The following is a 13,700-nucleotide window of genomic DNA, read 5'->3' as shown; positions in this document are numbered from 1 at the left end:
ATCGGGCAACAAAAATAGGGAAATTTTGATCTTTTTCGGGCCGCTAAACTGATAATTTGTTACTGAGGAAAACCAAACAATGCATGTTCCTTAATCAGTTTGCCAACGGATTCTGGGACTAACTTTTCCCAGTCTCCAGCGCCTTGTTGGATCATTGCTAAAACTTTATCGGTGCGGATATTCATCAATTTTTCGTCTGACTTTTTAATATCCTCTAACTTCTTATTATCGATTAAATATTGCAATAAACCGCGTAAATGGGGCGCCGCTTTGAATGTCTTTAAATTAAGTACCGCACCTCCATCATCAATCGTTGGGTACAAATACAATTTTATATTCGGGCCAAATAAATATGCAAATGCCGATAAAATCCCACCGTCGTTTTGATTGTAGTGTTTTTCTTCAAATATGTACTCCAAGTTTGGCATACCCATAATCAAGGCCATTTTTAGGCGAGAAAATTTGGTTAAGAAAGCTACTAGTTTGAAGTATTCGTGGAAATTCGAAATAAGTACAGTCTGTCCGAGTGAACATAAAATATCTACGCGGTCAAGGAAATCCTTTTCATTAATGTGATGTGATCCATCTTCTAAGCTGCGTAAGGTTAATTCCGAAAGCACACATATTTTATCATCATCCACATCAGATTCTTGCTCGAATTGTGCCTGACCTTTTTTCAACATATCTAAAAAGATGTTTGTAACAGGTCTGAAGCGACCGCGAATTGCTACAATATGCTTTTTCGCTAAGGCATCATAAGGTTGCATGACGGTGCCATCTGGTCCAAAAACGGCTGCCTGAGTATATCCGTGTTTAACTAAATACAACGACATTAACCGATTATCCACGTCCGCAAAATCATCCCCTTCGAAACGAATCATATCTATTTCAATGCGATCTGTGGAGAGGTCGTCCAATAATGACAGCAATAATTTTTCTGGATCTGCGTGTAAGAAATAGCAACCATACAATAAATTAACTCCAATAACTCCTAAGGCTTGTTGCTGTAAAATATTGTCATTATCCAACATGTTTACGTGGATGACTACATTGTTTACTGGGCCATTAGGTTTTAATTGGAAGCGTAATCCTATCCAACCATGCGCATCGTTTGTTTTTTGATAATTTAATGCGGAAACGGTATTAGCGAAAGCGAAAAAACGTTTCTCGTTGGCCGTTTCCGTTAATCGAACCCTCAACAATTTAAACTCACGCGTTAACATTTTCATTAAACGCGGTTCGCAAACATATTTACCAGATTCTTCCTCTCCGTATATGGCATCAGAAAATGCCATGTCATAGGCAGAAATCGTTTTTGCTATAGTTCCTGAAGCTCCTCCTGCCTTGAAGAAATTGGCAGCTACATCTTGACCAGCCCCAATTTCGGCGAATGACCCGTAGATACTTCGATCTAAGTTGATATTTAATGCTTTTTGTTTCGTCCCAATGGACTTCATAGAAGCTGTCATGCGTGATTTGTTGATGATGTTTAGGCAAGCCGCAATTTAAAAAATATTCCCCAAGCTTGGCTCATTTTCTTGAAAAAATCCTAAATCATTTTTTTGTGAAAAAGTGTCAGCCCTGCCATTGGCGCCTCACTAATTACTCCGACGCGCAGGCCAAAGCTCGAGACAACACGTTTGAGTATATCTGAATAATAGAATGCGACCGACCCCGTAAAATGTATGGGCACATCTTTCGAAGCTTCATACTTAATTAGATACAACTGGCAAAAATCTTGAAATGCTTTTTCTATCATTGCATAGCAAAATGGATGTTTCCGATGATCAAATAGAAACTTTGAAAAGGTGGCGAACCATCGATTGGGGAATTCTTTTTGGTACGCATGTTCGAATATATCAAGTCGGGTTAAGGTACCAAATCGTTTGATAAACATATCCCGTAAATCACTAGGTAATTCATGATGTAAATAGGCGAGAATTAGCCGCTTGCCTAGATTGGCTCCGCTTCCCTCGTCGCCTAGCCAAAATCCAAGTGGGGGAATTTGCTCTGTCAATTTTCCTCCTTCAAAATATCCGGAGTTCGCTCCTGTCCCTAAAATGCATGCGATTCCTGGTTCATCACCACATAATGAAATTCCTGCAGCGACTAAATCATTCGCCACTTGGATGGTCGCCTTGCCCATAAACGGTTGAAGGGCCTGCTGGACAACTTCTCGTTTGGAGTCATCAGTGACCCCTGTTCCATAATAAAAAACGTGTTGGATATTCTTTTGAGCTAATTTGTCCAATGTGGGCTTTTGGTCAGAGGTAATTTCATCTGCCGACTGATAATAGGGGTTGATTCCTGCTGAAAAGAAACTTTCGTACGCTTGATTAGGACCAGCAATAAACCGCCATTCTGTTTTTGTTGAACCGCTTTCTACAATTAAAATCATATTAGTTTCCCGATTGGCGTGAATTTTTCAAAAACATTTTCGGCGTGTGGAGCATCAGCTAACTCAGATGTTAAATCCTGGCCTGCCCAATGTTCATAATGCTTTCCATTTTTCCACAATTTCGAGGTAGTCATATCGTAAATGAGTCCTTGAAACGCGATCCAAATTTCAGGCTTATCTTGCCCATTTCGAAGGGATAATTGGGATTTAGTAAATTGAGGAAGCTCGTTTAACACGGGTTTTTAATTTGTACGAAACTAAATAAAAAGAGCCAAACCCCGTTTTATTCCTAAAGATTTTTAATTTTACAACGTAAAAAAATGTACGATGAAAAATTTTATTTGGATTGCAATTGCAGCTTTCATGTTATTCGGATGTAGCAAAGATGAGCCAACACCTGTTTCGGAATTAATTAAGAAATCTTGGTCAGTTAGCTCGGCGCAATGGGATGGAACCACACAGTACACGAAAGGAGGAAGCTCTAACCTTGTTAATGGATATGCACAATTCAAATTAGATCTTAGTGTAGCGGGATCTGTAACACTTACGGAGTTTGATGGAAAGCAGTTTACAGGGACTTATGTGTTAGCAACCGATAATTCTAAAATTACTTTGAGTAATCTGAAAGGTTCAGAAGGAGCTCCCACGGGAACAAGCGGTACGCTTGAATTTCGGATTGTTGGCACGCCTACCGCCACCACATTAGGTTTAGAGACATTAACGACCTACATCAAGGCAAGTAATAAACGCGTTAATTTAGCATTGGTTAACCCGTAATTGGTTATTTTGAATTTATAGCCGTCTTTTGGGGCGGCTTTTTTTATATATGGAAAACAGAACAGAAATAGGAAGTATAGGTGAGTTTGGATTAATCGATCGACTGGCTGAACCATTTAAATCGCATCAAGGATGGACTTCTGTAGGTATCGGAGATGACGCTGCGGTATTGAATTCGGGTGGTAAATTAACAGTTACCACGACGGAATTACTAATTGAAGGGGTACATTTTGATCTTTCCTATACACCACTCTTGCATTTAGGATATAAAATTGTGAGTGTAGCATTGTCTGATTTGGCGGCTATGAACGCGATTCCTGCCCAATTGGTTTTAGGTATTGGTTTGAGTAATCGATTTTCAGTGGAGGCAGTAGAAGAATTGTATCGCGGTGTTAAAAATGCCTGCGAAGAGTATAAAATAGATCTTGTAGGTGGTGACACCACGGCGTCCCCCCAAGGATTAATCATCTCTGTCTCTGCGATTGGCGTAGTGGATGCACCCCAATTAGTGAAACGCAGTGGAGCGAAGCCCAATGACGTCATTTGTGTGACAGGAGATTTTGGAGGGGCTTTACTTGGTTTGCAATCGTTGGAGCGTGAAAAGCAAGTATTTTTAGCAAATCCGGAAATGCAGCCGGAATTAGACAATAAAAGTTATGTGGTCTTACGTCAGCTAAAACCTGTTGCGCGTTTTGACATCATTCACGAGATGCGTGATTTGGGCGTAACTCCCACGTCGATGATCGATAGTTCAGATGGCTTAGCTGCGGAAATTATTCATTTATGTAACGCTTCAGGCACAGGGGCGCGTATTTTCGAAAAAAACATTCCAATAGACGATGAGACATATTTGTCGGCAACGGAATTTAACCTAAGCCCTTTGACAGCTGCATTGAATGGAGGCGAAGATTATGAGTTGGTGTTTACGGTTTCGCAGGCCGACTATGAGAAAGTAGAAAAAATATCGGATGTTACGGCGATTGGATACATGACTGATAAGCAAGATGAGCGTGTCATTGTCATGAAATCAGATCAGTTGGTTAACCTAACGGCTCCCGGATTCGGCGCTTAAAGCTATGGCAGTAGCGATCATGCAACCTTATTTTTTTCCTTACTTGGGCTATTTTCAATTAGTTCAGGCAGCAGATCATTTTGTTTTGTATGATGACGTCATGTTCATTAAAAAGGGATGGATTAATCGTAATCGTATTTGGATGCAAGGGCAGGACTTTATGTTTACAATCCCGCTTGAAAAGCAAAGTCAGAATAAAACAATTCGGGAATCAAACGTCGCGTGGAATACTGAATTCCCGTCAAAATTTTTAGTACAACTGCGTTCAGCTTATAAAAAAGCTCCGCATGTGGATGCCATTATGACGCTGATTGAGGGGGTATTGGTTGAAAAACCTATCAGTTTGGCTGATTTGGCAGGTAATAGTATTCAGGCTACCTGGGATTATTTGGGCTTAACTAAGAAGTTTTATTTTAGCTCAGAGCTTACAGTTTCCACAGAAATTGGGCGGGCAGAGCGATTGATTGAAATAACTAAATCTTTTGGGGAGTCGGTTTACATTAATGCTGCGAACGGAAAAGAATTATACACTAAGCCTAGTTTCGCACAGAAGGGTATTGATTTAAAATTTATTCAATGTGAGCTGCCTGCATATGCTCAAGGAAATGGGGGTGCTTATTTAGCAGGGCTTTCGATGATCGATGTATTAATGTGGAATGATATTCCTCGAATTCGCGAAATGTTAACATGCTACACATTAGACTAAGCTCACATTTCTCCGTATAATAAATTTCATATCGATTTTATCAAGTTATTGGTAACTTTGTTCTTATGACTCAGTCCATCTTCATACGTAAATACTCAAACCGCTTCCTATCTAGGTGGCTGGTATTAGTTATTGACTTGGGGATTGTCATGTTCTCTTTTACGTTGGCAACCTTATTGCGGACGAACTTTAGGTACCATGAAATTGATTTGTACAATTTTCAGTTTCACTTTTTATTTCTTTTCCTCATTCGAATCGGTGCATTTCTTTATTTTCAATCCTTTACAGGGATTATTCGGCACACCAGTATTGAGGATGCTGTATTGATTCTAAAAGCGGTTTTTACGGGTACTTTTATTGCCGCATTATTTTCGATTGCCCTGCGCTATTACAGTGGATTGGATATGTTATTATACGTTCCTTTATCCATTCTAGTCATTGATTTTTTCATCTGTTTGTTTTTGATGGTGACACTTCGATTTCTCGTTAAATCGTTCTATGAGTCCTTCATTAATGAATTTAAGCCTGCTGTTGGAGTGCTAATCTATGGTGCGGGTTATTCAGGCCTATTAACCAAAAATGTTATTCAAAATGATCGTGGGATCAATTACCAAGTGCTTGGTTTTATAGATGATAATGAATCAAAAATAAATAAGACAATTGAAGGTATTCGTGTGTATAGTCTGGTGGAGGCGCTTGACAAATTTGTAGATAATTACGAAGGACTTCAGGTCATCATGGCCATAAATAACATTGGGCTACAAGCAAAACGTAAGATTTCGGATGTCTTTCTTGATCGGGGAGTTGTCGTAAAAACATTACCACCAGTAGATAAATGGGTCGGTGGCGAATTTGCCATTAATCAAATTCACAACGTTAAAATTGAAGATTTACTTGGCCGCGAGGAGATCCAAATGAACAATAAACGGATTAGTGAAGAAATGAATTCACAGGCTATCTTGGTAACTGGAGCGGCCGGTTCAATTGGTAGTGAAATTGTACGCCAACTAATTGCCTATTTCCCCGCCAAAATTATCTTAGTGGACCAAGCAGAATCAGGGTTGTTCGATTTGGAATATGAACTATCCGGGTTGATACCATCTAATACAGAACTAGTTGTTAAGGTGGCTGACGTATCAGACTACCAGCGTATGGCCTATATTTTCAAAACCCATAAGCCAGGAATCGTATTTCACGCTGCAGCATATAAGCACGTGCCATTGATGGAGAAAAACCCGTATGAGGCGGTAAAAATTAATATCATAGGAACACAGGTATTAGCTGAATTAGCGGCTGAAAATGGGGTAGATAAATTTGTGATGGTGTCTACGGATAAGGCGGTAAATCCAACCAACGTGATGGGAGCTACCAAGCGTTTTGCCGAAATGTATACTCAGTCTATGAATCAACTGGAAGGCATGCGCACGAAGTTTATTGCGACACGTTTTGGTAACGTTTTGGGATCTAACGGATCCGTTATTCCATTGTTTAAGAAACAGATTGAACGCGGAGGCCCTGTAACGGTCACTCACCCTGAAATTACACGTTATTTCATGACCATTCCAGAAGCATGTGAGCTAGTGCTTGAAGCAGCTACCATGGGAGAAGGTGGCGAGGTTTTTGTCTTTGATATGGGAGAATCTGTGAAGATTGTTAACCTAGCAAAGAAGATGATTACCCTGAGTGGCTTGCGCGTGGATCGTGACATCGAAATTAAGTATACTGGCCTGCGTCCAGGTGAAAAATTATATGAGGAGTTGTTGAATAATGATGAGAATTCTTTGCCAACACACCACCCCAAAATTTTGATTGCCAAAGTAAATACGCCTACCTATGCATTTATGGAAATTCAAGTAGCCGAAATGCTTCAATTGCTAGCTGATGGGGGAAATAATGAATTAGTGGCTAAAATAAAGCAGGTTATTCCCGAGTATAAATCAAACAATTCAGTCTTCGAAAAACTAGACCGCAAGTCGGTGAGTATCAAACGCTAATCAGTCGTTTCGCAATCCAGATAGAAGCAAGTGTGGCTACAGGTGCAGCCAATATATCCCAAGTGTAGTGCACATGCTGAATTAATAATAGGGCGACTAAAACCCCAGTTAGCATCAAACTTATTTTCCGCTCATTTCCCGTTAAAAAATAGCAGACAAATACCATCGTTGCGGTATGCCCTGAGAAGAAAAGATCCTTGGTTATCGGAAGGCTATCTCGGTATATAAATAGTTCGGCGATTGGGTCATGTAGGTCAACTAACCCTTTTGGAGGGTTTAATGCGACAAAATAGATGCTGGCAAATCGCAGGAGTGTTTCAATATTAAATGCCCAAGCAAATAATAAAAAGCGTTTGGGGTCTTCTAATAAACGTATTAATAAGTAAATAACACTGCTGTAAATGATTCCGAAGATAAGGTAGGAAACATTAGCTGATGGGATTTGCGCTAAAATCCAATCTGGCCAAACTTTACCATCGCGGCTCTGAATCCACTGAAAATAATCAGCTGCTTTCCATGGAAAAATAGCGAATACCCCTAATGCTAAAATCAAACGCCACTGAAATTGTTTATCTTGCCAGGCAGTAGCCCAAGTAGCAGGAATTGATTTTTTAAAACTATTCATCCACTTTATTCGTTATGCTTCTTAGGTTTTCAGTTCTCAAAACTACGTTAAAATTAAAAAGGATATGAGCTTCTATTTGAAAAAAGTCGGATTAATACTGGGCATTGCTGGGGCATTTCTTCATTTTTCTTGTGGAGGAACGTCTATAAAAAAGCCAACCATGCAAGATAATTCAGTCGCAAAATTAGATACAATTACATTCGGAGCCGGATGTTTTTGGTGTGTAGAAGCCGTATACCAGCGGGTCAAAGGAGTTCAATCTGTGACTTCTGGATATATGGGGGGTAAAATTAAGGACCCAACTTATCGTGAAGTGTGTTCTGGCCTTACAGGCCATGCCGAGGTATGCCAAATCACCTACGATCCGAATGTTGTAACGTTTGAGACTTTATTGGAAGTTTTTTGGCAAACACATGACCCAACTACCTTGAATCGACAAGGTGCTGACGTAGGTACGCAATATCGGTCTGCCATATTTTTTAGTAGCGAGGCACAAAAACAAGCAGCTGAAAATTGGAAACGGAATTTGAATGAAAAACACGTATTCCCAAATCCAATTGTTACAGAAATCTCAGCAGCATCTGTTTTCTATCCGGCGGAAGATTACCACCAAGATTACTTCAATCAAAATGGTACGGAACCTTATTGCCAAATTGTGATTAAGCCAAAAATGGACAAATTTCTGAAGGCGTTTAAAGATAAGCTGAATTAGAATCCACCCTTATCGTAGAAGCTTCTCCTTCTCGATAATTTTAGGTCTTGGAGCAATGTGGACTTAACGCGTAAGTCAAACGAGTAATTACTCGCACGTCCATAAAAGGGGCTCGCAATAGGAGTCCAGTTGAAATTCATTTCCCAGCAATGTAAGTCGCGATGTACGGACATGTTTGTGTATGTCAAGCCATTAAATTTGAAATCATAGCCTGAAGACACTGAGAATTTCCATTTTTCTGAAAGGCTAACATCTCCCTGAAATGTTAGACCTGCAATTTTTTGGGCAGCAGCTAGACCCATGCGGCTATAGCTGAATTGATAACTAAATGAAAATGTCCATGGTAAATTCCAATCGACATAATCATCCAAATTTCGGTTAATTTGACGCAATTGCGATTCACTTCCTTCCTTACTCGTTTTATCCTTTGTTTTTGATGGGGCAAACCTACGTCCTATCGATAAATTAAGTCCTTGTAATCGGCCCAATCCCTCGCCCTTACTAAACATTAGGTCGTTGGTTCGTCGGCCCATGTCAAAAAATGCCTTGTCTTGAACATATAGATAGGGGTCAATACTCCCACCGATGTTGATATCAAACTCCCTAACACGCGAATTAGCCGTGAAGCTCAGGTTGGACAATGGAAATTCTTTTGCTAGAAAATTATAACTTCCATTAATCCCAAAGTTGTCGATTAGGTTAATTTTTTCACTTTGTTTGGTCGCGGTATCTGATTTGGTTTTCAGCTTTGCTTCCAATGTATTTTGAATACCGAAACTAACTGCGCCCGTAGCACCTCCATAACTTAATGTTCGTGGATCAAAGCTTGAAATGCGTCGAATATCTCCTATTTGTTCTACTCCTTCAGCATTAATAAACTTACGGTTATTGATGCGGACGTCTTGAAAATAACCTAACGATGGATCCGAAACATCTGGCGCATAACTCAAACTAATACTGGGAACAGCCGTATGGCGTATCGCTTCTAGGCGACCTTTATTGAAACGCGCTGTTCCATATACACGCGTATTCATGCTGGCTGAAAACGAAAGTTGCGAATTGAATTTTGGTAATCCACCCACCGTATCGATGCGCACGGTCGAGTCAACAGGCATGTAGGTGTATTTGTAAGATCGCGTAAACATATTCCCTGATAAAGAAACGCCAGGGGTCAAGTTGATGTAGGGGGTCAGTTTAATATTCGGCAAGGAAAGCGGAACGCTATATTGAAATTTTGTTTGCGCTTTGTCTAACAACATGGGAATTGTACTCGCATTCACAGGAACAACCCCCGGAGGTAAATCATTCAGGGTTGTGGGCACAAATGGCCTTTGAATGACTCCTCGTTGGCTATTTGACTCGCGCGGGAACACATCAAACTCATACCGTGTAAACGGATCCGAAACTTGGTTAGTCACGGATACGCTCCCAGAAAAATCTAGACCAAGTCGGAACTGATCCATAAATTTATCTCCAATCGCATTTTTACGTTTAAATGGCTGGAATTGATTCAAGCCAAAATTGAATTCAGTTCCTGCATCAAATACACGTGTAGTTGTATTTTGGTTGATCCTTAAACTGATACCACTACGAAATATTTGCCCCACGTTTTTGGTGTATTGTACCGAAGAGCCAATGGTATTCGTTAGGTACTGCTGCGTGGAAAATGTGTTGAATTGATTGAAGGAATTAGAGGCAATATTAACAGATGCGGAGAAACTTGAGTTGCCAAGACTTCGCGGGCTATGGGACCATTGTAAAGAGAAGTCCGTTCGCTTGGTTGGGTTGAATTCTGCACCATTACTATTGCGATTAAACGCTAAATTAAAACTACCATTATAGCGATAGCGCTTGTTGTATTGGGAATTTGCGCCTAATCCCCATCCCCCTTTCGAGTATATTTGACCGGTAAATCGAATGCCAATGTTTTCGCTTGCGGCCCAATAGTAACCGCCTTCACGTAAATAAAATCCACGACCTGTAGGTTCCTCCCCATAGGTAGGGAATAGGATACCAGATTTACCCGCTTCCTTTGGTTGCGAGTATGGGAAAAAGCCAAACGGTAATCCGATTGGTAAAGGGATGTCATTTAATTCAAAATGAAAGGGGCCGGAAATAATTTCCTTTTTACCGACGACCTTGATTTTACTCGCATTAATATGGAAGTGTGGATGGCTTAAATTGCATGTCGTGTAGATTGCATTTCGGATGTACAGATTCTCTTCTTCATCTTTTTTAACCGTTTTCCCCTGTACATATCCTTCGCCTTGTTGGGTTACTATCCCCTTAATTGCCGCACGTTTACTTTTGAAATTATAGCGTATCTCATCTGAATCGTATTTGTCGCCCCCTTGCGTAAAGACAGGTAAGCCTTCCATTTTTTGGGCTGTTGAATCATACGTGCCTTTGGCAAATACTTCATTTGATTCCCAATCTAAACGAATGTAATTAGCCTCTAGGCCAATTTCCCCATACTTTACCTTGGCCTTTCCATATAGATGGACCACCTGATTCGCCGCATCCAAGATGGTGGAATCAGCTGCAGAATAATATACGGTCGTTTGCAGGTCTTGGTTTTTATTCAGAGAATCTGACGGAATAACACGTGATTGAGCAGAATCTTTCACGATGACCCGCTGCCCAAAGGAATCCGATATGCCACCAAGGAATAGTCCTATGAACAGAAAAAGGTAATATGTGGATTGCTTTACCAAATGGAATTTAAAAATTATCTTTGTGTGTGGCAATGGGAATTGTAAAATTACATCATTGCTACTTACCATACGTCTAATAATTGAAAAAATAATGTTTTTAGCGATTCGAGTTATTTTTATTGCGGCTTTATTTTTGGTCTTCGGAGTGGTACAAGCAGAACCTCAGCCCACGAATAACCCACCTAAAAAGAATTTAATTCGGACGGTGTGTTTGGATGCAGGCCATGGAGGAAAAGATCCAGGATGTTTAGGTCCCAAAGGTGCCCGCGAAGGAAAAGTAACGTTGAAAATTATATTAGAATTAGGTCGCAAACTGAAAGCTGAATTCCCAGATTTAAAGGTGATTTATACGCGGGAAACAGATGAATTTATTGAGTTATTCGAGCGAGCTGATATTGCCAACAGGAACAAAGCAGATTTATTTATTTCGGTCCACTGCAATGCAGCTGCCAATAAATCAGCTTATGGAACAGAAACCTATACGATGGGTTTGCATAAAACGGACGGAAATTTAAACGTAGCGAAGCGAGAGAACTCGGTAATCTTGCAAGAAAAAGATTATCAAACGGCCTATAATGGGTTTGATCCAAGTTCTCCATTAGCGCACATTATGATGGCAAATTACCAAAGTGCCTTTATGGCTAGCTCGGTTAAATTTGCTTCATTAGTAGAAGACCAATTTGCAAAAACGTACAAACGAAAAAGTTTTGGGGTAAAGCAAGCTGGATTTTTGGTGATTTGGCGTACAGCCATGCCTAGTGTACTCGTGGAGACGGGTTTTTTGACAAATGCCGAGGAAGAGGAATACTTAAACTCAGAGCATGGACAATCCCAAGTGGCAGACGCCATTGCAACAGCATTTAAGAAGTACAAAGAAGACATAGAAAAATAGCCCAAATGTTCAAAAGCAACGAATTAAAGGTAGGTTTTTTGGCCCTAATGGCCTTTTTAATCCTCTATTTTGGGTTCAATTTCTTGAAAGGGAATGACCTGTTTTCGAAGTCGAATACCTACTACATTCAATACGATAATGTGGACGGCCTCACTGCATCCAACATCGTTTTGGTCAATGGTGTCGAGGTAGGCAAAGTGAAAAAGGTATTTTTAGATCCAGCAGACGGAAATAAAATCAAGGTTGAAATTTGGGTCAATAAAGGATTGGTTTTACCAGATAAAACAGTAGCCATTTTGTCAGACGGAGCCTTGCTTGGAGGAAAAGTTATTCGTTTAGAGCTGTTGGGTAAAGGGGCAATTGCCGACGAATCAACGATACTTGGCATAAATGAAAAAGGGCTTTCTTCGTTATTAAAAGAGCGCGCGTTGCCCGTCTTGTCCAATGCCGATTCACTACTCGTTACGTTCAGGAGCGTTAGTTCTAAATTTGAGAAAACAGGCTTGCATCTAAATCGCTTAATTGAAAATTCAAATGTAGCCGTGTCGAATATTAATGGTTCAGTTTCTACCCTAGTAGCTGAGAATAGCGTAAATATTAAGCAGATTACGGCCAATATGCGCAATCTGTCGCAGAGTTTAATTGAGACAGAGAAAGAATTAAAACCGTTACTGACTAAGTTTAATTCGGTAGCCGATTCCATTCAGGCGGCACGGATTGGGCAAACGATTCAAGAGGCGAGTCGCGCAATCACGTCACTTCAGCGTATTGTAACAAAACTAGAGCAAGGTCAAGGAAGCGCGGGTAAGTTTTTAACAAACGATTCCCTTTATACAGGCCTCAATAAGTCAATTGTTGATTTGGATCGCCTATTAATTGATTTTAGAACGCAACCAAAGCGTTATATACATTTCTCTGTTTTTGGGAAAAAAGATCCCAATCCGACCATTGATAAATAGACCCTTACATGGCTACGAAGCAATTGCTTATTTCAGCATCGCCTGAGATAACAGATATTTTAATGGCCGAATTGGGCGAAATTGGATTTGATATTTTTGAGGATCTTGACTCAGGGATTGCTGCTTATTGCCCGGCAGCTTTGTATGTTGCTGGTCAGGCGCAAGAAATTGTAGATCGCTATCGCTTTTTAGGTCCAATCGATGTAGTTTACAATGATATAGAAAAGGAAAATTGGAATGCAGTTTGGGAGACTAATTACGATCCGATTCGCATTTTAGATCAAGTGTACATACGCGCTAGCTTTCATGAGCCCGATCATTCATTTCCAATGGAAATCGTCATTAATCCCAAAATGTCTTTCGGCACGGGGCATCATGAAACAACAGCCTTATTAGTAGCGGCTTTATTAGAATTAGATGTAGCGAATAAATCAGTACTGGATGCCGGGACAGGTACCGGGATTTTGGCCTTTGTCGCTTGGAAGCGTGGCGCTACGCGCGTTCATGGTTTTGATATTGATTCCTGGGCTGTTGAAAATTCCATCGAGAATGCTGGCCTGAACGAATGTGCAGATGTTACTTTTGCACAAGGGACGATACGCGATGAGGATGAAACAAGCTATGATGTTCTTATAGCTAATATCAACCGAAATATTCTGTTGGACGAGATGGAAGAATATAGTAAGCGGATTGTTTCCGGAGGCTATTTATTTTTAAGTGGGTTTTATGCAGCCGATGTGCCATTGCTTCAAAAAGCGGCGGCCTCGTTAGGCTTAACCCTACAAGCGCAAACGGAGAAAGGTCCGTGGACCTGCTTGCGGCTTCAAAAGGCTTAGATTAATTTATTGCCC

The 13,700-nt window shown here is 40.4% G+C and carries 13 protein-coding genes; 8 read left to right on the top strand and 5 right to left on the bottom strand.

The window, feature by feature from the left end; genetic code table 11:
* Nucleotides 1-59: 59 nt before the first annotated feature.
* The 3 genes from U0R10_RS06350 to U0R10_RS06340 all read right to left on the bottom strand — a co-directional run bounded on the left by U0R10_RS06350 (nucleotide 60) and on the right by U0R10_RS06340 (nucleotide 2,634).
* Nucleotides 60-1,469, bottom strand: a complete 1,410-nt coding sequence (locus tag U0R10_RS06350; RefSeq protein WP_377983120.1) for a TonB-dependent receptor — start codon at nucleotides 1,467-1,469, stop codon at nucleotides 60-62.
* Nucleotides 1,470-1,549: 80 nt separating this feature from the next.
* On the bottom strand, nucleotides 1,550-2,398 hold the full coding sequence (locus U0R10_RS06345) for an N-acetylglucosamine kinase (protein ID WP_377983119.1): 849 nt from the start codon (nucleotides 2,396-2,398) through the stop codon (nucleotides 1,550-1,552).
* Nucleotides 2,395-2,634 carry a cytochrome b5 domain-containing protein gene (locus U0R10_RS06340; protein WP_377983118.1) on the bottom strand — a complete coding sequence of 80 codons (240 nt, stop codon included), beginning with the start codon at nucleotides 2,632-2,634 and terminating at the stop codon, nucleotides 2,395-2,397. The genes U0R10_RS06345 and U0R10_RS06340 overlap by 4 nt, the downstream gene beginning before the upstream one ends.
* Before the next feature lie 91 nt (nucleotides 2,635-2,725).
* Here U0R10_RS06340 and U0R10_RS06335 point away from each other — a divergent pair, with 91 nt between their 5' ends.
* The 4 genes from U0R10_RS06335 to U0R10_RS06320 all read left to right on the top strand — a co-directional run bounded on the left by U0R10_RS06335 (nucleotide 2,726) and on the right by U0R10_RS06320 (nucleotide 6,947).
* Nucleotides 2,726-3,175, top strand: a complete 450-nt coding sequence (locus U0R10_RS06335) for a hypothetical protein (RefSeq protein WP_377983117.1) — start codon at nucleotides 2,726-2,728, stop codon at nucleotides 3,173-3,175.
* Between the two features lie 49 nt (nucleotides 3,176-3,224).
* Nucleotides 3,225-4,247, top strand: a complete 1,023-nt coding sequence (gene thiL, locus U0R10_RS06330) for a thiamine-phosphate kinase (protein WP_377983116.1) — start codon at nucleotides 3,225-3,227, stop codon at nucleotides 4,245-4,247.
* Nucleotides 4,248-4,251: 4 nt separating this feature from the next.
* Nucleotides 4,252-4,953, top strand: a complete 702-nt coding sequence (locus U0R10_RS06325) for a WbqC family protein (RefSeq protein WP_377983115.1) — start codon at nucleotides 4,252-4,254, stop codon at nucleotides 4,951-4,953.
* A gap of 65 nt (nucleotides 4,954-5,018) precedes the next feature.
* Nucleotides 5,019-6,947, top strand: a complete 1,929-nt coding sequence (locus U0R10_RS06320; protein WP_377983114.1) for a polysaccharide biosynthesis protein — start codon at nucleotides 5,019-5,021, stop codon at nucleotides 6,945-6,947.
* On the opposite strand, the gene U0R10_RS06315 is transcribed toward U0R10_RS06320, so the two are convergent.
* On the bottom strand, nucleotides 6,937-7,572 hold the full coding sequence (locus tag U0R10_RS06315; protein WP_377983113.1) for a phosphatase PAP2-related protein: 636 nt from the start codon (nucleotides 7,570-7,572) through the stop codon (nucleotides 6,937-6,939). The genes U0R10_RS06320 and U0R10_RS06315 overlap by 11 nt on opposite strands.
* Before the next feature lie 160 nt (nucleotides 7,573-7,732).
* Here U0R10_RS06315 and msrA point away from each other — a divergent pair, with 160 nt between their 5' ends.
* Complete coding sequence (gene msrA, locus U0R10_RS06310; protein ID WP_377983523.1) at nucleotides 7,733-8,284, top strand: peptide-methionine (S)-S-oxide reductase MsrA; 552 nt, start codon at nucleotides 7,733-7,735, stop codon at nucleotides 8,282-8,284.
* On the opposite strand, the gene U0R10_RS06305 is transcribed toward msrA, so the two are convergent.
* A complete protein-coding gene (locus U0R10_RS06305; RefSeq protein WP_377983112.1) occupies nucleotides 8,281-10,998 on the bottom strand; it encodes a putative LPS assembly protein LptD in 2,718 nt (905 codons plus the stop codon). The genes msrA and U0R10_RS06305 overlap by 4 nt on opposite strands.
* A gap of 91 nt (nucleotides 10,999-11,089) precedes the next feature.
* On the opposite strand from U0R10_RS06305, the gene U0R10_RS06300 reads away from it, so the two are divergent.
* From U0R10_RS06300 to prmA, 3 genes are read left to right on the top strand one after another with little or no spacing between them, the layout of a single operon-like run.
* Nucleotides 11,090-11,890 carry an N-acetylmuramoyl-L-alanine amidase family protein gene (locus U0R10_RS06300; RefSeq protein WP_377983111.1) on the top strand — a complete coding sequence of 267 codons (801 nt, stop codon included), beginning with the start codon at nucleotides 11,090-11,092 and terminating at the stop codon, nucleotides 11,888-11,890.
* 5 nt (nucleotides 11,891-11,895) lie between these two features.
* Nucleotides 11,896-12,849 (top strand): MlaD family protein, encoded by a 954-nt coding sequence (locus U0R10_RS06295; protein ID WP_377983110.1) that lies wholly within the window; start codon nucleotides 11,896-11,898, stop codon nucleotides 12,847-12,849.
* 8 nt (nucleotides 12,850-12,857) lie between these two features.
* A complete protein-coding gene (gene prmA, locus U0R10_RS06290; RefSeq protein WP_377983109.1) occupies nucleotides 12,858-13,685 on the top strand; it encodes a 50S ribosomal protein L11 methyltransferase in 828 nt (275 codons plus the stop codon).
* The last annotated feature ends 15 nt before the right edge of the window (nucleotides 13,686-13,700 follow it).

Source organism: Aquirufa avitistagni (assembly GCF_042715545.1).
GTDB lineage: Bacteria > Bacteroidota > Bacteroidia > Cytophagales > Spirosomataceae > Aquirufa > Aquirufa avitistagni.
The sequence above is the reverse complement of the archived record's forward strand: the minus strand, read 5'-3'. Positions and strand labels throughout refer to the sequence as shown.